17 protein-coding genes, 1 tRNA gene and 1 pseudogene are annotated in these 20,454 nt (G+C 68.9%); 7 read left to right on the top strand and 12 right to left on the bottom strand.

Annotated elements, in window-relative coordinates; genetic code table 11:
- Positions 1-505 (bottom strand): annotated as a pseudogene (locus tag AC1DVT_RS02055) (hypothetical protein); the annotation flags it as partial.
- Positions 506-901: 396 nt separating this feature from the next.
- Between AC1DVT_RS02055 and acs the strand changes: the two are divergent.
- Positions 902-2,872 (top strand): acetate--CoA ligase, encoded by a 1,971-nt coding sequence (gene acs / locus AC1DVT_RS02050; RefSeq protein WP_477386086.1) that lies wholly within the window; start codon positions 902-904, stop codon positions 2,870-2,872.
- Positions 2,873-2,956: 84 nt separating this feature from the next.
- On the opposite strand, the gene AC1DVT_RS02045 is transcribed toward acs, so the two are convergent.
- Positions 2,957-3,424: a RidA family protein gene (locus AC1DVT_RS02045; RefSeq protein ID WP_457099241.1), complete on the bottom strand. Its 468-nt coding sequence runs from the start codon at positions 3,422-3,424 to the stop codon at positions 2,957-2,959.
- Positions 3,425-3,428: 4 nt separating this feature from the next.
- Positions 3,429-3,644: a DUF4177 domain-containing protein gene (locus AC1DVT_RS02040; protein WP_457099240.1), complete on the bottom strand. Its 216-nt coding sequence runs from the start codon at positions 3,642-3,644 to the stop codon at positions 3,429-3,431.
- Between the two features lie 134 nt (positions 3,645-3,778).
- On the opposite strand from AC1DVT_RS02040, the gene AC1DVT_RS02035 reads away from it, so the two are divergent.
- The 4 genes from AC1DVT_RS02035 (at position 3,779) to AC1DVT_RS02020 (ending at position 8,308) form a co-directional block, all read left to right on the top strand.
- The gene (locus AC1DVT_RS02035; RefSeq protein ID WP_477386083.1) at positions 3,779-6,412 is read left to right on the top strand and encodes a transglycosylase domain-containing protein; all 2,634 of its coding nucleotides are present in this window, start codon (positions 3,779-3,781) and stop codon (positions 6,410-6,412) included.
- Positions 6,412-7,344 carry a metallophosphoesterase gene (locus AC1DVT_RS02030; protein WP_477386081.1) on the top strand — a complete coding sequence of 311 codons (933 nt, stop codon included), beginning with the start codon at positions 6,412-6,414 and terminating at the stop codon, positions 7,342-7,344. Before AC1DVT_RS02035 ends, AC1DVT_RS02030 begins: the two co-directional genes overlap by 1 nt.
- Before the next feature lie 65 nt (positions 7,345-7,409).
- A tRNA-Pro gene (locus AC1DVT_RS02025) sits at positions 7,410-7,483 on the top strand.
- A 60-nt stretch (positions 7,484-7,543) separates the two neighbouring features.
- Positions 7,544-8,308 carry an HAD-IIB family hydrolase gene (locus AC1DVT_RS02020; protein ID WP_477386079.1) on the top strand — a complete coding sequence of 255 codons (765 nt, stop codon included), beginning with the start codon at positions 7,544-7,546 and terminating at the stop codon, positions 8,306-8,308.
- Positions 8,309-8,382: 74 nt separating this feature from the next.
- On the opposite strand, the gene AC1DVT_RS02015 is transcribed toward AC1DVT_RS02020, so the two are convergent.
- Positions 8,383-9,666: an alpha-hydroxy acid oxidase gene (locus tag AC1DVT_RS02015; RefSeq protein ID WP_477386077.1), complete on the bottom strand. Its 1,284-nt coding sequence runs from the start codon at positions 9,664-9,666 to the stop codon at positions 8,383-8,385.
- Between the two features lie 14 nt (positions 9,667-9,680).
- Complete coding sequence (locus tag AC1DVT_RS02010; protein ID WP_457099235.1) at positions 9,681-10,415, bottom strand: FadR/GntR family transcriptional regulator; 735 nt, start codon at positions 10,413-10,415, stop codon at positions 9,681-9,683.
- A gap of 91 nt (positions 10,416-10,506) precedes the next feature.
- On the opposite strand from AC1DVT_RS02010, the gene AC1DVT_RS02005 reads away from it, so the two are divergent.
- Entirely contained in the window at positions 10,507-11,349 is an 843-nt protein-coding gene (locus tag AC1DVT_RS02005; RefSeq protein WP_477386075.1) for a DUF1295 domain-containing protein, read from the top strand.
- Between the two features lie 12 nt (positions 11,350-11,361).
- Here the strand turns inward: AC1DVT_RS02005 and AC1DVT_RS02000 are convergent, their stop codons facing one another.
- Genes AC1DVT_RS02000 through AC1DVT_RS01975 form a run of 6 tightly spaced genes read right to left on the bottom strand, consistent with a single transcriptional unit; the run spans position 11,362 to position 17,867 of the window.
- Positions 11,362-12,009 carry a thymidine kinase gene (locus AC1DVT_RS02000; protein WP_457099233.1) on the bottom strand — a complete coding sequence of 216 codons (648 nt, stop codon included), beginning with the start codon at positions 12,007-12,009 and terminating at the stop codon, positions 11,362-11,364.
- 9 nt (positions 12,010-12,018) lie between these two features.
- On the bottom strand, positions 12,019-12,456 hold the full coding sequence (locus tag AC1DVT_RS01995; protein ID WP_477386073.1) for a pyrimidine dimer DNA glycosylase/endonuclease V: 438 nt from the start codon (positions 12,454-12,456) through the stop codon (positions 12,019-12,021).
- A complete protein-coding gene (locus AC1DVT_RS01990) occupies positions 12,453-14,447 on the bottom strand; it encodes a DUF2207 family protein (protein WP_477386071.1) in 1,995 nt (664 codons plus the stop codon). Before AC1DVT_RS01990 ends, AC1DVT_RS01995 begins: the two co-directional genes overlap by 4 nt.
- A gap of 33 nt (positions 14,448-14,480) precedes the next feature.
- Positions 14,481-15,953 carry a malate:quinone oxidoreductase gene (locus AC1DVT_RS01985; protein WP_477386069.1) on the bottom strand — a complete coding sequence of 491 codons (1,473 nt, stop codon included), beginning with the start codon at positions 15,951-15,953 and terminating at the stop codon, positions 14,481-14,483.
- Positions 15,954-16,006: 53 nt separating this feature from the next.
- Positions 16,007-17,095 carry an aspartate-semialdehyde dehydrogenase gene (locus AC1DVT_RS01980; protein ID WP_477386067.1) on the bottom strand — a complete coding sequence of 363 codons (1,089 nt, stop codon included), beginning with the start codon at positions 17,093-17,095 and terminating at the stop codon, positions 16,007-16,009.
- Positions 17,096-17,135: 40 nt separating this feature from the next.
- The gene (locus AC1DVT_RS01975) at positions 17,136-17,867 is read right to left on the bottom strand and encodes an NRDE family protein (RefSeq protein ID WP_477386065.1); all 732 of its coding nucleotides are present in this window, start codon (positions 17,865-17,867) and stop codon (positions 17,136-17,138) included.
- A 71-nt stretch (positions 17,868-17,938) separates the two neighbouring features.
- Here AC1DVT_RS01975 and coaBC point away from each other — a divergent pair, with 71 nt between their 5' ends.
- Positions 17,939-19,150 (top strand): bifunctional phosphopantothenoylcysteine decarboxylase/phosphopantothenate--cysteine ligase CoaBC, encoded by a 1,212-nt coding sequence (coaBC, locus tag AC1DVT_RS01970; protein ID WP_477386063.1) that lies wholly within the window; start codon positions 17,939-17,941, stop codon positions 19,148-19,150.
- Here coaBC and AC1DVT_RS01965 read toward each other — a convergent pair.
- Positions 19,147-20,433: an aspartate kinase gene (locus tag AC1DVT_RS01965; RefSeq protein WP_457099425.1), complete on the bottom strand. Its 1,287-nt coding sequence runs from the start codon at positions 20,431-20,433 to the stop codon at positions 19,147-19,149. The two genes, coaBC and AC1DVT_RS01965, sit on opposite strands and share 4 nt — an antisense overlap.
- Positions 20,434-20,454: the final 21 nt, after the last annotated feature.

The following is a 20,454-nucleotide window of genomic DNA, read 5'->3' as shown; positions in this document are numbered from 1 at the left end:
GCGCCACCGGCGGCAGCACCGCGTGCACACGCAGTCCGTCCTCGAGCCGCACGTCCGCACAAGGCCAGGCATCGTCGAGGTGCCGGCCGCCGAGCGCGATCAGAGCGACCGCGAGTTCGCGCACGTCGTCTTCGGCCGCGCGCCACTCGGGAGCGCGAACGGCACCGGTTCCGCGATCGACGAACAGCCCGTCAGCGCCGTTGACGAACAGATCGGTCACATCCGGATCCTCGAGGTAGCCGGCGAACGGCGCCAGCACGGCATGACGCACTTTGGGAGCCGACGGCGGAGGGGGCGCCACCGCGGATTCCGGCCGCTCCCGGTCGACTGCGCGAGGCGGCCGCGGCGGTGTCCATCCTCCGGCGGGGGCATCGGACGGCGCGGCTGTCGTGCGGAGCAGGATCGGCAGATCAGCCGGGTCAGCGGGGGATGCGGCGAGGACCGGCGCAGCGGCGGAACGCGCGGGCGCCGCTAGGCGCGGATGGATCACGAACGGCTCGGGCATGCCCCGAAGCTAGAGGTGCCCATCACGGCCGGCCGAGGCATCCGTCCGCTCCGTGGACGGGCGCAGGACGCCGCAGCGTGGGGAGGAAAGGGCCCCCGAAACAGGGGCGGCATCCCATGGGGGGAATGGGATGCCGCCGCGCGCGACACCCGCATATCGGGGGGTGCATCGGGTGCCGCAATGCCAGAATCGATGTTCGGCCGCGACCGAGCATACGCAGGTCGTCGACGTCCATCCAAACAATTCAGGGCCGTACGCTGAGATATATCGGTCCCACGTCCAGCGGAACCGACCGCTACCCACTTCCGGAGGTACCGGCCCCCGTTGGAGGGTGGGTAGATTGCATCCGGCTCAGCACGTCCCGCCATTCGTCCAAGCCGCAAAGGAGCGCGCCCCATGAGCAGCCAGATCGACCACCTTCTCGACGAGACCCGACGGTTCGCACCGTCCGCGGATTTCGCGCGCAACGCCGTCGCCACCTCGGACCTGTATGAGCGCGCCGCCGCGGATCGAGAGGGATTCTGGGGGGATCAGGCACGCGACATCCTGCATTGGCACAAGCCGTTCACGCAGGTGCTCGACTGGTCGAACCCGCCGTTCGCGAAGTGGTTCGCCGATGGCGAGCTGAACGTCGCCTACAACTGCCTCGACCGGCACGTGGCGGCCGGCAACGGCGACCGGGTCGCGCTGCTCTGGGAAGGCGAGCCCGGCGACGCCCGCCGCGTGACGTACGCGGAACTCACCGATGAGGTGAAGCGACTCGCGAACGTGCTGGAGGGACTCGGCATCCGCGAGGGCGACCGCGTCGCGATCTACCTGCCGATGATTCCAGAGGCGATCGCGGCGATGCTCGCGGTCGCGCGGCTCGGCGCGATCCACTCCGTCGTCTTCGGCGGGTTCTCCGCCGACAGCCTGCGCTCGCGCATCGACGACGCCGGGGCGAAGCTGGTCATCACCGCCGACGGCGGCTACCGCAAGGGGAAGGTCTCTCCGCTCAAGCCCGCCGTCGACCTCGCTCTTGCCGACCGCAACGGCTCCGGCGTGCAGGAGACCGTCGAGAACGTGCTCGTGGTGCGCCGTGGCGGCAACGATGTGGAGTGGACCGAGGGCCGCGACCTCTGGTGGCACGACGTCGTGACACAGGCCTCGAACGACCACGAGGCGCGGCCGTTCCCCGCGGAGACCCCGCTGTTCATCCTCTACACCTCCGGCACCACCGGCAAGCCGAAGGGGATCCTGCACACCTCGGGCGGCTATCTCACTCAGGCCGCATTCACCAACAAGGTCGTGCACGACATCCACCCCGAGACCGACGTCTTCTGGTGCACGGCCGACATCGGCTGGATCACCGGACACTCGTACGTCACCTACGGCCCCCTCGCGAACGGGGCGACGCAGGTGCTCTACGAGGGCACGCCCGACACCCCGCACCCCGGGCGCTGGTGGGAAGTCATCGAGAAGTACGGCGTCACGATCCTCTACACGGCGCCCACCGCCATCCGGTCGTTCATGAAGATCGGGCGCGCGGTGCCCAAGAAGTTCGACCTGTCGTCTCTCCGACTCCTCGGCTCGGTGGGTGAGCCGATCAACCCGGAAGCCTGGATGTGGTACCGCAAGATCATCGGCGGCAAGACGGCCCCTATCGTCGACACGTGGTGGCAGACCGAGACCGGCGCGATCATGATCTCCGCCCTCCCCGGCGTCACCGAGACGAAGCCCGGCTCAGCCCAGGTGGCGCTCCCCGGCGTCACCGTCGACGTCGTCGACGAGGACGGGAGCCACGTCGGCAACGGCAACGGCGGACTGCTCGTCGTCACCGAGCCGTGGCCGAGCATGCTGCGCGGCATCTGGGGCGACCCAGAGCGGTTCGTCGAGACCTACTGGGAGAAGTTCCAGAAGCAGGGGTACTACTTCGCCGGCGACGGTGCGCGCCTCGACGAAGATGGCGACGTGTGGCTGCTCGGACGCGTCGACGACGTTATGAACGTCTCCGGCCACCGGCTGTCCACGACCGAGATCGAGTCGGCACTCGTCGCGAACGAAGCGGTCGCCGAAGCCGCCGTCGTCGGGGCGTCGGATGAGACCACCGGGCAGGCGGTCGCCGCCTTCGTGATCATCAAGCAGAGCTACCTGGCCGCGCACTCCCCCAACGGCCTCGCCCAGTCGCTGCGGGCGTGGGTCGCTGAGCAGATCGGGCCGATCGCCCGGCCGCGCGACGTCTACATCGTCGAGGAGCTGCCCAAGACGCGCTCCGGCAAGATCATGCGGCGGCTGCTTCGGGACGTCGCGGAGGGACGAGAGGTGGGCGACACCACGACCCTCGCCGACACCGCCGTCATGAGCGTGATCTCGGCGCAGGTGCACTGACCCCGGGCAGCAATGCGAAAGGGTGGATTCCCGCCGTTGTGAACGGCGCGAATCCACCCTTTCGTGCAGTGCGGACGAGTCAGGTCACTCGAACGAAAAGACGACCTCGACCTCGACGGGGGCGTCGAGCGGAAGAACCGGAACGCCGACCGCCGAGCGGGCATGCCGACCGGCCTCGCCGAAGATCTCGCCGAGCACCTCGCTGGCGCCGTTGACGACGCCGGGCTGGCCGGTGAACTCGGGAACGGATGCCACGAACCCGGTGACCTTGACGACACCGGTGAGGCGGTCCACCCCGCCGACCGCGGCCGCCGCCGCGGCGACGGCGTTGAGCGCGCACTGGCGGGCATAGTCCTTGGCGTCCGACGCGGGCACGAGCCCGGGACCTTCGCCGACCTTGCCGGTCGCGGGCAGGGCTCCCGAGATCATCGGCAGCTGGCCTGCCGTGTAGACGAGGTCGCCGTGCGCCTTCGCGGGAACATAGGCGGCCACGGGCGGCACGACATCGGGAAGGGCGATGCCGAGCTCGGCGAGCTTCTGCGAGATCGTCATCGGATCAGTTCCCTTCGAACTGCTCTGCGGCCACGGCCGCGGCAGAAAGACCCGTGTTCGCGGTTCCGGCGCCGGTCGGACGCTTCAGATATGCCACCAGCCCGCCTTCGGGCCCCGGTACGACCTGCACCAGCTCCCAGCCCTGCTTTCCCCAGTTGTTGAGGATCGCAGCGGTGTTGTGGATGAGGAGGGGCGTGGTCAGATATTCCCACGTGGTCATAGCGGCTCCGGTTTCGTTCGCGGGGTCGGTCGCGTGTCGGCACTTGAGAAAAGGCCAGATGAGAGAGAATTGCGGACGTCCTGGACGGCGACGCATGAAGGGTTCGCCCAGGGTTCTCCCTTACGATCAAGCCTATGCCCGATACGAAACGGACTGCTAGCGGCGTGCTCGGAGGCTTTGCCGGCCTCATCGGACTGAGCGCGGTCGCAGGCGTGCTCATCACCGCCACCGTCACGCCCGCCATCGCTGTGTCCGGCGCCGCCGCAACCGGCGCCATCGAGATGTTCGACAATCTGCCGAGCGTGCTCGACATCGAGAAGCTCATGCTTCCGACGACGCTGTATGCGAAGAATCCCGACACCGGCGAGTACGTCGAGCTCACCCAGTTCTACGACCAGAACCGCTCTCCCGTCGTCTTCGACGAGATCGCGCCGGTCATGTACGACGCGATCCTCTCCAGTGAGGACAAGAACTTCTACAAGCACGGCGGCATCGACCTCGTCGGCACCGTCAGCGCCGTCTACGACAACGTCCGCGGCCACGACACCCGCGGTGGCTCGTCGATCAGCCAGCAGTACGTGAAGAACATCCTCGTCCAGCGTTGCGAAGCCAACGCGACGGCGGTCACCGAGGAGAAGGACGGCCAAACCGTCGAGGTCATGTCCCAAGAACAGGTCCTCGCGAAGTGYTACACCGACGCGACGACGTCCACGGGCACGGAGGGCCTGCAGCGCAAGCTCCAGGAGATGCGCTACGCGATCGCCCTCGAGCAGAAGTACTCGAAGAACGAGATTTTGCTCGGCTACCTCAACATCGCAGCATTCGGCGGGCAGACCTACGGTATCGATGCCGCGGCCCGCTACTACTTCAACGTCGCGGCGAAGGACCTCTCGGTCGGCCAGGCCGCCGCCCTCGCCGGCATGGTGCAGAACCCGAACTCGTACCGTATCGACTTCGCGAACGGCTCCACCACGAATTCGAAGGGCGAGCCGGTCAACAGCGCGGCCGACGGCTACAAGCTCACGAAGGATCGTCAGGTCTACGTACTCGACCGGCTGCTCGCCGACGGCAAGATCACCCAGGAGCAGCACGATACGGCCGTCGCCGAGCCGATCGCACCCGCGATCACGAAGCCCAAGATCGGCTGTGCGTCGGCGCCCTCGGCGCAGTACTTCTGCCAGTACGTCAAGAACATCATCAAGACTGACCCCGCCTTCGGTGCGACGCCGGAGGACCGCACGAAGGCCCTGCAGCGGGGTGGGCTCAAGATCTACACCACGCTGGACTCCCGCCTCCAGAACAACGCGCAGGACATCATGTCCCAGACCGCGCCGGGAGCGATCGCCGGCATGAATTTCGGCGCCTCCGCGGTCAACGTCGAGGTCGGGACCGGCCGCGTGCTCTCGATGGTGCAGAACACGCAGTTCAGTGAGGACAAGGCCAAGACCGACTCCGATCCGTCGTTCAAGACCCTCGTCTACGCGGCCGATCAGAAGTACGGGCAGTCGATCGGTTTCTCGGCCGGCTCGACGTTCAAGCTCTTCACGCTCATCGACTGGCTCGAGAAGGGACACTCCGTCAAGGAGGTGCTCAACGGCAACGTGCGCGTCATCAAGCGCGTGACCAACACGTGCGACGGTGACTGGGTCAACGGCGACAACGTCAAGGTCCTGAACTACAAGAAGGCGCGCGGCTTCGTCGGCACGCCGATGCAGTTCACCGCCGCGTCGCTCAACTCGGGCTACTTCGCGATGGCCGAGAAGCTCGACCTCTGCGACATCAAGAATGTCGCAACGAAGATGGGTGTCACCAAGGGCGAGGGCACGCCCGTCGAGATGAAAGATCTGTTCTCGGTGGTGGGCTCGAACAACGTCACACCTCTCGCCATGGCGGGCGCCTACGCGACAGTCGCGTCGAACGGCATCTACTGCCAGCCCAAGGCGATCGACCGGGTCACCGACGCCGACGGCGTCGACCTGCCGATCCCGGCCACGACGTGCACGCAGGTGCTCGACCCGAAGGTCGCCGCCACCGCGGCCTTCGTGCTGCAGGGCGTCATGACCGGCAGCGGCACCGGCGCCATCTCGAACCCCCGGGACGGCACCCCCGTGATCGGCAAGACGGGCACCAACGAGGACGACCAGACCTGGATGGTCGAGTCGTCGACCAAGGTCGCCACGGCGGTCTGGGTCGGCAACACGATTCGCCCCTACGCCTCCCTCGAGCATCAGTGGGCGAACGGCATCCAACTCAACCAGATGCGTCACCGGATCGCCCCGGTGATGCAGCGGACCGCGGATGCGGCCTACGGGGGCGCTGCGTTCCCACAGCCCGACAACGACCTGACGAAGACCGTGCTCACCGATCTGCCCAACGTCGTGGGCAAGTCCGTCGAGGAGGCCACGAATGTCCTTCATGAGGCCGGCTTCGATGTCATCGTGGGCGCCCCGGTCGACTCCAGCGAGGGCGCCGRCATCGTCGTCGCGCAGAACCCCGGGGCCGGCAAGGCCGCCGGCGGCACTGCCATCACGATCAGCCCGAGCAACGGTCAGGGTGTCACTGTGCCATCGGATGTCGCGGGCAAGCCGATCGGCGAGGCGCTCGCCTATCTGAGCACGACGTTCCMCAACGTCAGACCAGGCACGTGCACGGCGGAGAAATCCGCCAAGGGCAACGGCATCGCGACGGGCACCAACCCGCCCGGTGGCACGGTCGTGAACCGGAACACCCAGATCACCGTCGACTACAAGAGCGAGCACTGCAGCTAGTGCCGACGACAGCCGGCCGCTCCGCCCTCACCGCCCTGGCTGCGGTGGGGGCGGTCGGCGTCGGGTCCGCAGTCTGGGGCATCGGGATCGAGCGGTACCTCTACGCGGTCCGCCGCCACGCGCTGCACCTGCTGCCGGAGGGTTCCGCCCCGATCCGCATCCTGCATGTGTCCGATGCCCATATGGCGCCCTGGCAGGAGCGCAAGCAGGCCTGGATCGCCTCGCTGGCGGAACTCCAGCCCGACTTCATCGTCAACACGGGCGACAATCTCGGCCATCAGGAGGGGCTGCGGGGCCTCCGGCGCGCGTTCGACCCGCTCCGCGGCATCCCCGGGGTGTTCGTGCACGGATCGAACGACCACGCGGCTCCGTCGCCCCGCAATCCCCTCCTCTACTTCACCGGCCCGTCCAAGACGACCCCGACCGTCGAACCCCTCGACACGCGGGCGCTCGATGCCTATCTTGTGGAGGACCTCGGCTGGACCGACCTCAACAACAGCGTCACGACGCTCGACCTCGACGGTCTTCGCATCGACGCGTTCGGGGTCAGCGACGCGCACCGCGGCTGGGACCGGCTCGACGCCCTCCCCGATCCACTGGACGAGCTGCGCGGCGAGGGAACCGCCGACCTCGAGATCGGCGTGACGCACGCACCGTACCGGCGGGTGCTGGACGGCTTCACCGACCTCGGCGCCGACATGATCTTGGCCGGTCACACGCACGGCGGACAGGTGCGACTTCCCGGCTTCGGCGCGCTCGTCGCCAATTGCGACATCCCCCTCCGGCAGGCACGGGGCCTGAGCGAGTGGAGCCACGGTGGTCGCACGGTGCCGCTGAACGTGAGCGCCGGCATCGGCCACTCGATCTACGCCCCGGTGCGATTCGCCTGCCGACCCGAGGTGTCGCTGATCACCCTTCTTCCCGGACTCTGACGTGCCACGCGCGGCCGGACGGTTCGGAGCAGGTCCACTCATCGGGTAGACTTGGAGGGTTGCCACGGGGTGTGGCGCAGCTTGGTAGCGCGCGTCGTTCGGGACGACGAGGCCGCAGGTTCAAATCCTGTCACCCCGACAGCAGAGAGGCTCCACCAGCAATGGTGGAGCCTTTTGCATCCCAAGAACAGGAGCATGAATGTCGGCACCCCGCCTCGTCGCCTTCGATCTCGACGACACGCTCGCGCCATCCAAGAGCGCGATCGACGCCCGCATCGGCGACCTGCTGATCGCACTCGCGGAGCATGTCGAGGTAGCGGTCATCTCAGGCGGTCAGCTCGCCCAGTTCCAGAAGCAGGTGGTCGACAGACTGCCGGATGCCTCGGCCGAGGTGCTCTCGCATCTGCACCTGCTGCCGACCTGCGGGACGCAGTACTACCGACTCCAGGGCGACGGGGTGACCACCGTCTACGCGCACGCGCTGACCGAAGACGAGAAGAAGCGCGCGCTCGCCGCTGTCGAGGAGGAAGCCCGCGGGCTCGGACTCTGGGAGAGCGAGACCTGGGGCGACATCCTCGAAGACCGGGGATCCCAGATCACCTTCTCGGCGCTAGGCCAGTCGGCTCCCCTGGCGGCCAAGACCGCGTGGGATCCGACCGGGGCGCGCAAGAACGCCCTGCGCTCGGCCGTCGCGGCGCGCATCYCCGATCTCGAGGTGCGCTCCGGCGGCTCCACCTCGGTCGACATCACCCATCGCGGGATCGACAAGGCCTACGGCATGYGCCAGCTCGCCGAGCAGACCGGCATCCCCCTCGACGACATGCTCTTCATCGGCGACCGGCTCGACGCCGACGGCAATGACTATCCGGTGCTCGCGATGGGCGTGGCGTGCCACGCCGTCGAAGGCTGGGAGGACACCGCCACGTTCCTCGAGAACCTCATCCCGACCCTCCCGGAACGCTGAGCCGGACCCGAACCGTCGAAAGGGTGGATTCACGCGCGGCGTGAATCCACCCTTTCTCCGTCACCGGGCGTGCGTCACGATCGCGCGGCCGAACGGGGCCGCGGGGTGACCCGCGAAGGACCCGGCTGACCGACCGGCACCAGCCGCTGGAGCTGAGTCACGTGCTTGGGCTCGAGCTCGGCCAGCGAGGACACCCCGAGCAGCTTCATGGTGCGCTCGATCTCGCTGCGCAGGATCGCGATCGTGCGATCCACACCCTGGCGTCCGCCGGCCATCAGGCCGTAGAGGTACGCGCGGCCGATCAGGGTGAACTTCGCGCCGAGGGCGACGGATGCCACGATGTCCGCGCCGTTCATGATGCCCGTGTCGATCATGACCGTGGCGTCCTTGCCGACCTCGCGCACGACGGTCGGCAGCAGGTGGAAGGGGATCGGCGCTCGGTCGAGCTGGCGCCCGCCGTGGTTGGAGAGGATGATCCCGTCGACGCCCAGGTCGATCAGGCGCTTGGAGTCCTCAACGTTCTGCACGCCCTTCACGACGATCTTGCCCGGCCAGATGTCGCGGATGATGGCGAGGTCGTCGAAGCTGATCGTCGGGTCCATCGCCGCGTTCAGCAGCTCCCCCACCGTGCCGCCGGTGGTCGACAGCGATGCGAATTCGAGCTTGGGCGTGGTGAGGAAGTCGTACCACCACCACGGCCGCGGGATGGCGTTGATGATCGTGCCGAGCGTGAGCTGCGGTGGGATCGCGAACCCGTTGCGCTTGTCGCGCAGTCGCGCTCCCGCGACCGGGGTGTCGACCGTGAACTGCAGCGTGTCGAATCCTGCCGCGGCCGCGCGTCGGGCGAGCGCGTAGGAGATCTCGCGGTCGCGCATGACGTACAGCTGGAACCAGTTGCGCCCGTGCGGATTGGCCTTCTTGACGTCTTCGATGGACGTCGTGCCGAGCGTGGAGAGCGTGAACGGGATGCCGGCTGCCCCGGCCGCGGACGCGCCGGCGGTCTCGCCTTCGGTCTGCATCAGCCGGGTGAAGCCGGTCGGCGCGATGCCGAACGGCAGCGCGCTCGGGCCGCCGAGGATCGTCGTGGACATGTCGACGTTCTCGGCCGGGCGGAGGATGCCGGGATGGAACTCGATGTCCTCGAACGCCTGACGGGCGCGGCTGAGCGAGAGCTCGCCTTCGGCGGCGCCGTCCGTATAGTCGAACGCGGCCTTCGGCGTGCGCCGTTTCGCGATCGCACGCAGGTCGGCGATCGTGAGGGCCGCCTCGAGCCGGCGCTTACKGCCGTCGAGCTCGGGCTTCTTGAACTGCATGAGTTCGAGCAGCTCGGCCGGTTTGGGCAGTTGTCGAGTGACCATGGGAGATCCTTCCTTCAGCCTCGGGAGAGGCCCGTGGCGGCGTAGTAGCCGACGATGTGATCGTGGACGAGGGTGCGGGCTGCTTCTGCATCGCCGGCGTCGATGGCCTCGAGGATCCGGTGATGCTCGTGGCGCAGGGTGACGGCGATGGCGTCCCAGTCAGCGACCTTCTCCGCGCCGGCGCGGACGTAGCCCTCGATGGCGGCACGCAGGCCGCCCATCGAGGCTGCGACGACGACGTTTCCCGACGCATCGGCGAGGTCGAGGTGGAACTGCGCGTCGAGGGCGAGGAACTCGCCAGGCGTGAGACTCGGATCGTCCATCGCCGCGACAGCGGCGCGCGCCTCGGTCAGATCATGGCCATCGGCTGCGGCCAGCGTGCGAACGATCCACTCCTCGAACAGCAGGCGGGTCGCGACGACGTCCTCGAGGGGAAACCCGTGGGCGGCGACCTGCAGGCGCAGAAGGGCGGCCAGTCCGCCGCGGGGTGTGGCGGTGATGATGGCGCCGGAGGTCGGGCCCGAGCCGGTGCCCGTGCGGATGAGGCCCATGACCTCGAGCACGCGCAGCGCTTCGCGCACGCTGGATCGGCCGACGCCCAGGGTCGTGGACAGCTCACGCTCGGGAGGGAGTCGGTCGCCTGGGCCGAGGCGACCCTCGAGCAGGTCGGTCTCGATCTTCTCCAGCACGACGCGCCAGGCGCGTGCGGGAGCCGGTGCTGCTGGTGCGGCGGCGGCATTGTCGGGCACAGGGGCTCCTCTGTCACAGGTGTGGTCCGGTCACACTACACGCTGTGGTCAGACCTCGCAACCCCACCGCCCCGGGACCTACGCTGTTGCTATGGATCCCCTCGCCCTCGTCCTCATCGCCGCGGCGGTCGTCAGCGCCTTCTGCTGGGTCGCGTCGCTGATCACGAAGGACACATCCTGGGTGGACCGGATCTGGTCGATCGTCCCCGTCGTCTACGTGTGGATCTTCGCGGCAGCGGCCCTCGTCGACGGTGCGAACGCCATGCGCCTGGTCGTCATGGCCGTCCTCGTGACTGCGTGGGGCGTGCGGCTGACCTTCAACTTCGCCCGCAAGGGCGGCTACAGCGGCGTCGAGGACTACCGCTGGGCGGTCCTGCGCGGGCGCATGAAGCCCTGGCAGTTCCAGCTCTTCAACCTCTTCTTCATCGTCCTTTACCAGAACGCCCTTCTCGTCCTGATCTCATTGCCGGCTCTCATCGCGTGGCAGAATCCCGTGCCGTTCACTGGTTGGGATGCCGCGTTCGCGGTGCTCTTCGCGGGCTTCCTGTTCGGCGAGTTCGTGGCCGACCAGCAGCAGTGGAGGTTCCATCAGGCCAAGCGCGCTGCCGGCGGACAGCTCGAGCCGGGATTCGCGACGTCCGGGCTCTTCGCGTACAGCCGCCACCCCAACTTCTTCTTCGAGCAGGCCCAGTGGTGGGCGTTCTATGCCCTCGGCGCCACCGCGGCCGCGGCATCCGGACTCGGCGTGTGGGGTGGGGCGATCAACTGGACGATCGCCGGCGCGGCCCTGCTCACCCTGCTGTTCATCGGATCGACCATCTTCACCGAGTCGATCACCTCGGCGAAGTACCCCGCCTATCGGGACTACCAGCGCGCAACATCGATGGTCATCCCGCTCCCCCGCCGTCGGCGTGAAGCCGAGGCGACCGCCTGAGGCCCGACCGGCTCAGCCGAGTCGGCCGCCTGACTCGCGCAGATAGCACTCCGCGCACATCGACTCGTAGGTGACCCGCTCGGTGGACAGCTCGTCGATGGCGACCTGATCGCCGTCGAACACGAACCGACCGCCGACGAGCCGCGCGTTGAAGATCGCCTTGCGCCCGCACCGGCAGATCGTCTTGAGCTCTTCCAGGCTGTGCGCGAGTTCGAGCAGGCGCCGCGATCCGGGGAACGCCTGGGTCTGGAAGTCGGTGCGGATGCCGTACGCGAGCACGGGCACACCGTCGAGCACCGCGATCCGCAGCAGATCGTCGACCTGCTCGCGGGTGAGGAACTGCGCCTCGTCGATCAGCAGGCAGGCGACGTCGACTGGGTGGTCGTCGGATTCGGGAACGAGGGATGCCGCGGCATCGCGCTGCACCCGTGCGCGCTCCTGCGCGAACAGCGCGCGCACGCCCGCGCCGGGGCCGATCAGGAAGTCGACCGGACGGCTCACGCCGAGGCGGCTGGAGATCTCGTCGGCACCCTTGGTGTCGATCTCGGGCTTGGCCAGCAGCACGTGCTGGCCGCGCTCCTCGTAGTTGTAGGCCGCTTGCAGCAGTGCCGTCGACTTGCCGGAGTTCATCGCCCCGTAGCGGAAGTAGAGCTTGCCCACCCAGCGAGTCTAGGGGGCTGTCGAAGCGCGCTCCCACGGCTCCACCCCGCCGTGGACCACCACGAACGTCGGCGCAGCGAGCGCCACCGCCGGAATCCGCGGCAGCCAGGCGGCGTCGCGGAGGGCGACCTTCGCGCGCAGGTGCGCCAGCTCGAGGGCGAGCTGGCCATCGGTGACCGGGATGCACGGCGACGGGGCATCCGTCCGCCCGATGAGCGAGCCGTCGAAGCGATAGCCGCGTGCCGTCGCCTCGGCGCGCAGGGCGCCCAGGAAGTGGCCGATGGCGTCGGCGGGCTCCGCCGTGGCGCGGAAGCGCTCCAGCTGCGGGTGACGGGTGTAGCCGCGCGTCCCCCCGGCCAGCACCTTCTGCGCGAGCAGGCCCTCGCGCCAGCACGCGACCAGCGCAGCGCGGTCGAGGATCGACGGGTGCAGCGACCAGAGTCTCATCGGCCGCCGAAGCCGCCTCCGCCGCCACCGCCGCCGGAGAAGCCGCCGCCGCTGGATCCGCCTGAGGACGACCAGCTGCTCGAGGACGAGCTCGACGAGCCGCTCGACCCCGCGCGGGACACGGGAGTGACTGCGAGGTGCCCGATCGATGACGAGGCATCCGACAGCGAATCGGTCGAAATCGAGTCGAGCAGCGCCAGCCGGCCGGCTTCGATCTGCGGCTGCGCGGCGTGCAGCACCTTCACCCAGTCCTTCTCGAGGCCGTAGAGGACGGCATAGGGCAGCAGGCGCTCGTAGAGGTTCACGACATCGGCGCCCGGCGCGTTCGGGGCATCGCCATACGACCGGTGGCCGCCGGAGACGAGATCGGCGGTCTCCGGGGACTGTGCGGCGCGCAGGCGCTCCTCCTCGGCGAGTCTGAGGTAGTCGCGGATGCCGTCCAGGTAGGTGCGGTGGATGCCGCCCGCCAGCGTCAGCGTGGTCTTGGGCAGCCCCACCAACGGGAGGATGAAGAACGCGGCGAAGCCGCTGACGATCGCGAGGACGTTGATCCATCCGCCCCACGCGCCGAGGTCCAGCAGCACCGAGGGCACGGAGTCGAGGAAGAACATCAGCAGGAACGCGACGACGATTCCGACAATCGCGAACGCCCCGCGCATCGCGACCACCCAGTTCGGCACCGCGCTGCGGTACCCGCGCTGGACGGTGAAGTCCACGATGCGGCGCACATAGGTCACCGCGCGCACTGGCGGCTTGCGCGAGAAGCTGCCGAGGTCGACGATGTCGCCGCGCTTGGCGTCCTTGCCGAAGATCGTCGTGACGATGCGCAGGTCGTCGTGCTGCAGACCCTCGAGGTCGCGCAGCACGACATCGAAGTCGGCGACATCCTGACGATCCCCGGATGCCGTGATCTCGACCTTGTCGCGCACCGCGAGGTCGACGACGTKGGCGGCGAACGCGCGGGCGGGCACATCGAGCACGCCGGCCGAGAGGGTCGGGGACTCGTCGACGGGTGGGGTGTACTGCACGATGATCGGCGAGTCGTCGGGATTGCGCCGCAGCACCGTCTTCATGACCAGCAGGTAGATGAGCCCGCCGATCCCGGCGAACAGGCCGAGCCCAGGCAGGATCCACTCCCACCACGGGTACGGCGGCGGAGGCGGCGGGGTCGGGGCGGCGAACGTGCCCAGCTCGAAGCCGAGCGCGACCGTCACGTTCTCATCCGGGCCGAGATCGGTGTCGGTCGCCGTGAAGGTGACACCCGACGCCGGCGGCTCGGGGAGGCCGCGGCCCGCCATCCAGGCCACGACCGGCAGCGGCCACTCGCCCCCCTCGGCGGGTCCGCTGATCTCGCACCGATCCGTCGATCCCTCCGGCCCGGTGTAGCAGAACGCGCGCCCGGGAAGAAGGCCGGCCGCGGCATCCCCGGCGATGTGCACCTTCGCCGTCACCCGCTGGAACGGCTGCGCGTGGTCGGTGCCGATGGTGTCCCAGTAGAACTCGTCGGCCTCGGTGGTGTCGGCGTAGCGCAGCACGACCTCGTCCATCCAGTACGAGATCACGTACGTCTGGGGTCCGTGCACATACGTGTCGTCACCGGTGAGGACGTAGACGTAGTCGTCGTCCTCCTCGAACCACCACGGCACCGGCGCCCCGTTCGCCCCGGTCACCGAGACGATCTCGCTGGCGTGCGCGATGCCCGAGTCGGCCTTGGGCAGCCAGCGGACGATCCCCTTGTTCTGATCGGTTTCGGGGAACTTCGCCACGAGCGTCTCGGTCACGAAGAGGTGGCTGGCACCGCCCGGACCCCGCACGAGCCAGTACTCCCCGTCGAAGGAGTCGTAGCTGAAGTCGTCGACCCCTGTGGGCAGGTGGGCGGGGACGCGGACGTCATGCGGAACGGATGCCGCGGCCGGCGCAGCCGGCAGGCCCGCTCCGAGTCCGAGCGCACACGCGAGCGCGACCGCGCGCGCGATCGTCCGGAGCCCCATCCGCCCAGACTAGGGGCGGGAGCGATCCAGCCGCTATGCGGTGAGGGCGAGCGTCGCCGCCGTCTCGCTGAGCGACTCCTCGGCGACCTCGGGCTGCGGGTTGAGCTTCTCGCCGTAGCTCGGAATGAGCTCGCGCAGGCGCGGCTCCCAGCCTTCGATCCGGTCGGGGAAGCAGGTGCCGAGGAGCGAGAGCATGATCGAGACGGCCGTCGAGGCGCCAGGCGAGGCGCCGAGAAGCCCTGCGATCGTGCCGTCCTCGGCGGTGACCACCTCGGTGCCGAACTGCAGCACGCCGCCCTTCTCCGGGTCCTTCTTCATGACCTGCGCGCGCTGGCCGGCCTGGATGAGCTCCCAGTCCTCGTCCCGCGCGGTCGGCACGAACGTGCGGAGGCTGTCGACCTTCTTGGCGTGGTTCTTCAGCAGCTCGCTGACGAGGTACTTGATCAGGCCGGGGTTGTCCCATGCCACCTTGGTCATCGGCCAGAGGTTGCCCGGGCGCACCTGGGTCACCAGATCCAGCGGCGATCCGTTCTTGAGGAACTTCGGGCTGAAGGTCGCGAACGGTCCGAACAGCAGCGACGCCTGGCCGTCGACCACGCGCGTGTCCAGGTGCGGCACCGACATCGGCGGAGCGCCGACCGACGCCTGCGAGTACACCTTGGCCTTGTGCTGGGCGACGAGCGCCGGATCGCTGGTCTTGAGGAACTGCCCGCCGATCGGGAACACGCCGTAGCCCGAGATCTCGGGGATGCCGGAGCGCTGCAGGAGCTTGAGCGCCCAGCCGCCCGCGCCGACGAAGACGAAGCGAGCCTTGATGTCACCAGGGGTGCGGCCGATCGTGTTGCGCCAGCTGAGCCGCCAGGTGCCGTCGGACTGCTTCTTGAGCCGGCGCACCTCGCGGTTGAGGACGACGTCGACTCCCCTGTTGCGCAGGTTGTCGAACAGCTGGTGGGTCAGCGCGCCGAAATCGACATCCGTCCCCGCTGGAACGCGGGTCGCAGCGAACGGCTCACCGACGCGGCGCTTCTTCATGAGCAGCGGCGCCCAGGTGTTGATGACCCGAGAGTCATCGCTGAACTGGATGCCGGCGAACAGCGGCTCGGTCTTGAGCGCCTCGTAGCGCTTGCGCAGGTATTCGACGTCCTTCTCGCCGCGCACGAAGGTCATGTGCGGGGTCGTGTTGATGAAGGTCTTCGGCGCGTCGAGCACGCCCGCCTCCACGAGCGACGCCCAGAACTGGCGGCTCTGCTGGAACTGTTCGTTGATCGAGATCGCCTTGGCCGGGTCTACGGTCMCATCGGGGCCTTCCGGCATGTAGTTCAGCTCGCACAGCGCCGCGTGACCGGTGCCCGCGTTGTTCCAGGCGTTGGAGCTCTCGAGGCCGACATCGCCGAGACGCTCGATGACCGTGATCTTCCAGTCCGGCTGGAGTTCGGAAAGGAGGGTTCCCAGGGTGGCGCTCATGATGCCGCCACCGATCAGGACAACGTCGACAGTCTCGGTCATCATTCGATTCTATGGCTCCGCCGGGCGCCGCCGAGTCCCGCGCCGACCCGCGCTCAGGCGGTGACGCCACCCTTCGACAAGCTCAGGGACCGGGCCGCGACGACCTCGGCGATCTGCACGGCGTTGAGCGCGGCGCCCTTGCGCAGGTTGTCGTTGCTGATGAACAGCACGAGGCCCTTGCCTTCTGGGGCGGACTGGTCGGCACGGATGCGTCCCACGAAGCTCGGGTCCTTGCCGGCCGCCTGCAGCGGGGTGGGGACCTCTTCGAGGGCGACACCGGGCGCTGCCGCGAGCAGTTCGCGGGCGCGCTCGGGGGTGATGTCACGGGCGAACTCGGCGTGGATCGACAGCGAGTGACCGGTGAACACAGGCACGCGCACGCAGGTGCCTGCCACGCGGAGGTCGGGAAGCTCGAGGATCTTGCGGCTCTCATTGCGGAGCTTCTTCTCCTCGTCGGTCTCGTTCAGGCCGTCCTCGACGAGATTGCCGGCGAACGGGATGACGTCGAAGGCGATGGGCGCGACGTACTTCTCCGGCGCCGGGAAGTCGATCGCGGAGCCGTCGTGCACGAGACGGAGGGTGTCGCCCTGGGCGAGCACGCCCTCGACCTGGCCGAGGAGCTCCTGAGCGCCGGCGATGCCGGAGCCGCTGACCGCCTGGTAGGTGCTGACGATGAGGCGCTCGAGGCCCGCCTCGGCGTGCAGGACCTTGAGCACGGGCATCGCGGCCATGGTCGTGCAGTTCGGGTTCGCGACGATGCCCTTGCGCGCCTCGTCGATCGCGTGCGGGTTGACCTCGCTGACGACGAGAGGCACGTCGGGGTCCATGCGCCAGGCGCTGGAGTTGTCGATCACGAGCGCGCCGGCCGCGGCGAACCGCGGTGCGTGCGCGCGACTGCCGGTCGCACCGGCAGAGAACAGGGCGATGTCGATCCCGGCGGGATCGGCGGTCTCGACATCCTCGATCACGACCTGCTGTCCGGCGAATTCGACCGTCGTGCCGGCGGACCGCGCCGTCGCGAACAGGCGCAGCTCGCCGATGGGGAAGGCCCGCTCGGCGAGAATCTCGCGCATGACGGTGCCGACCTGGCCAGTGGCGCCCACGACGGCGACGGAGAGTCCGGATTCGGAGATGCGGGTCATGACGAACGTCCTCAGGGTGCGGGGATGGAGACCCCCGAGTCTACCGGGGCTGTCTGAGGGTGAGCGTGTTCCAGTGGCCGGGCTCGTCGAACGCCCCCGACGCGAGGTCGACACCATCGGGACCGACCGTGGCGACGCACACCAGCAGCGACAAGGTCGGGAACCCATGCGGGCGGTTGTCGCGGACGATTGCGCGATCATCGGTCGCGGGAAGCGCGGTGGACGCCTCGAGCAGTTCGAGCCAGGGGGCGAACCACTCCGCCGGGTCACCGGCATCCGTCCGCTGCTCGGCGAAAGCGGCGAGCCACTGGGCGATCCGCGGTGTCGCGGCGTCGTCGACGCCCTCGTGCGCGATCATGTGTGTTCCGGGCGGAAGGTCGGTGGTGCGCACCTCCACGCCGTCCCACGTGGTCACGCGCGTGCGCGAGCCTTCGACCTCGACGAGATTGAAGCCGTGCGTGGGCGGGCTGTCGCCGGGCGATCGCCCAGCCACAGCCTCGAGCACGACGCCCCCGCGCGACTGCAGCTCGTCGCCCTCGACGGCGGCCAGCTCGGCGCGATTGAGCAGCACCGCGAGCCGGCGCGCCTCGGCGCTCGCGGCCAGCCACGCTCCCCCGGCGCGCACGTCGCGTACGCCGACGACGGCGGGGTAGGTATCGGGCCACCACGCGCCGGGCGGCTGCCAGGGCCGCGCGGGGTCTTCGTCGCGCACGGCCAGCACGCGAGTGGGCTGGTCAGCGCTCTCGGGCACATGGACGATGACGGTGCACATCGGTATCCGCTCTCCGGAGTGGTGCGCGCAGAGCCGGCCAGATGGAAAGCGGTGCGTGGGAGGATCGAGGAATGTTCATCGTAGTCGGTGTGACGGGCGGGATCGCCGCCTACAAGACGGTCCAGCTCGTCCGCATCCTGGTGCTGGATGGCCACGATGTGCACGTCATCCCCACGCAGGACGCATTGAAGTTCGTCGGGCTGACGACCTGGGAGGCGATCAGCCGCAACCCGGTCACGACGAGCGTGCACGAGGACGTCGCCGAGGTGCGCCACGTCGCGCTCGGCCGTGCCGCGGATCTCGTCATCGTCGCACCGGCGACGGCCAACACCCTCGCGTCGATGGCCGCGGGTCTCGCGGACGACCTGCTCGGCACGACCCTGCTGGCCACCAGCGCGCCCGTCGTCGTCGCGCCCGCGATGCACACCGAGATGTGGCGGCATCCCGCCACGGTCGCGAACATCGAGACCCTCCGCGGCCGCGGGGTGCGGGTGGTGGGACCGGCCGACGGCCCGCTCACCGGCGGCGACAGCGGACCCGGACGGATGTCGGAGCCCGACGAGATCGCCGCGTTCGCGCTCGCGGTCGCCTCCGAGGGCGGCGACCTCGCGGGGCTCCACGTCGTCGTGTCCACAGGCGGGACCCGCGAGCCGATCGACCCCGTGCGCTACATCGGCAACCGGTCGAGCGGCCGTCAGGGCGCGGAGGTCGCCGTGGCCGCGGCCGACCGCGGCGCCGACGTCGTGCTCGTCGCCGCACATGTCGACGAGTCCGCACTGGGCGCGGCATCCGTCCATCCCCGGGTGACGATCGTGCGAGTCGGAACCGCCGCCGAACTCGGCGCCGCCGTGCGTGAGGCGGCATCCGCCGCGGACATCGTCGTCATGGTCGCCGCGGTCGCCGACTACCGGGTCRCGAACGTGTCCGACCACAAGCTCAGCAAGGAGGACGGGCCGCTGCAGACGCTCGAACTCGTGCAGAACGACGACATCCTGGCCGGGCTGGTCACGGACCGCGCCCCGGGCCAGACCATCGTCGGGTTCGCCGCCGAGACGCCGGCGGATGCCGATGATCTGCTCGATCGGGCGCGCCGCAAGCGGCGCCGCAAGGGCGTCGACCTTCTCGTCGTCAACGAGGTCGGGTGGGCCAAGGGGTTCGAGGCCGCCGACAACCACGTGCTGGTCATCGATGCCGACGACGCCGTGGCCGCGGAGGCCGCGGGCACGAAGCGGCAGGTGGCCGACGCGGTGTGGGACGCCGTGCGGGTGAGCCGGGAGTCCTAGCGACCGCTGCCGGCGTGGATGACCGCGTCGGTTTCGCCGTCGAGGCCGTAGGCGGTGTGCACCACGCGCGCCGCCGCAGCGAGGTCGTCGCCGCGCACGACGACCGAAATGCGGATCTCGGAGGTCGAGATCATCTCGATGTTGATCCCGGCGATGCTGAGCGCCTCGAAGAGGGTCGCCGAGACGCCGGAGTGGGTGCGCATCCCGGCCCCGACGACCGAGAGCTTGCCGATCTGGTCGTCGTGCACCAGGTTCTCGAAGCCGACCTCGGCCTGATCGCCGGCCAGCGCCTTGAGCGCCAGGGTGGCGTCGCCCTTGGGGAGTGTGAAGGAGATGTCGGTGCGGCCGGTGGCCGCCGCTGACACGTTCTGCACGATCATGTCGACGTTCGCACCGGACTTGGCGACGATCTTGAAGATCTCAGCGGCCTTGCCCGGCACGTCGGGCACGCCGATCACCGTGATCTTGGCCTGTCCGAGATCGGTCGCGACGCCCGCGACGATCGGCTCTTCCATCTCTGCTCCCTTTTGGCTGTCCGGCAGGGTCATGCCCGCACCGAGCACGTAGGTTCCCACGCTCGAACTGAACGTGGATCGGGCGTGGATGAGCACGCCATGACGGCGGGCGTACTCTACGGCGCGGATGTACAGCACCTTCGCCCCGTTCGCCGCAAGTTCGAGCATCTCCTCGGACGAGACGACGCCGAGCTTCTTCGCCTTCGGCACGACGCGGGGATCGGCGGTGAAGATGCCGTCGACGTCGCTGTAGATCTCGCAGACATCGGCGTTGAGCGCCGCGGCGAGCGCGACGGCTGTCGTGTCCGAACCGCCGCGTCCGAGGGTCGTGATGTCGCGGGTGTCGCGGTTGAATCCCTGGAAGCCGGCGACGATCACGATCGCGCCCTCATCGAGCGCTTCGCGCAGTCGCACCGGGGTGACATCGACGATCCGGGCGGCGCCGTGCGTGGCATCCGTGATCATGCCGGCCTGGCTGCCGGTGAACGAGCGCGCCTCGAATCCCATCGAGTGGATCGCCATCGCCAGCAGCGCCATCGAGATGCGCTCGCCGCTGGAGAGCAGCATGTCGAGCTCGCGCGGTGCCGGGATCGGGGCGACCTGCGCCGCGAGGTCGAGCAGCTCGTCGGTGGTGTCACCCATGGCGCTCACGGCGACGACGACTTCATGGCCGGCGCGGCGCGCGTCGACGACGCGCTTGGCGACCCGCTTGATGCTCTCCGCGTCGGCGACGGAGGACCCGCCGTACTTCTGGACGATCAGCGCCACGTTGGAACTCCCCGGAGATGC

The sequence above is a fragment of the Microbacterium sp. P2_F9 genome, assembly GCF_056403635.1.
Note: the sequence above shows the minus strand (reverse complement) of the source record. Positions and strands in the feature narration are given on the sequence as shown.

Bases quoted from the DNA above. Each gene is read 5' to 3' on its own strand.
- AC1DVT_RS02040 (WP_457099240.1), bottom strand. From the start codon at position 3,644: ATGACCACGTGGGAATATCTGACCACGCCCCTCCTCATCCACAACACC.
- AC1DVT_RS01975 (WP_477386065.1), bottom strand. From the start codon at position 17,867: ATGTGCACCGTCATCGTCCATGTGCCCGAGAGCGCTGACCAGCCCACT.
- AC1DVT_RS02045 (WP_457099241.1), bottom strand. From the start codon at position 3,424: ATGACGATCTCGCAGAAGCTCGCCGAGCTCGGCATCGCCCTTCCCGAT.
- AC1DVT_RS02005 (WP_477386075.1), top strand. From the start codon at position 10,507: ATGGATCCCCTCGCCCTCGTCCTCATCGCCGCGGCGGTCGTCAGCGCC.
- acs (WP_477386086.1), top strand. From the start codon at position 902: ATGAGCAGCCAGATCGACCACCTTCTCGACGAGACCCGACGGTTCGCA.
- AC1DVT_RS01995 (WP_477386073.1), bottom strand. From the start codon at position 12,456: ATGAGACTCTGGTCGCTGCACCCGTCGATCCTCGACCGCGCTGCGCTG.
- AC1DVT_RS01980 (WP_477386067.1), bottom strand. From the start codon at position 17,095: ATGACCCGCATCTCCGAATCCGGACTCTCCGTCGCCGTCGTGGGCGCC.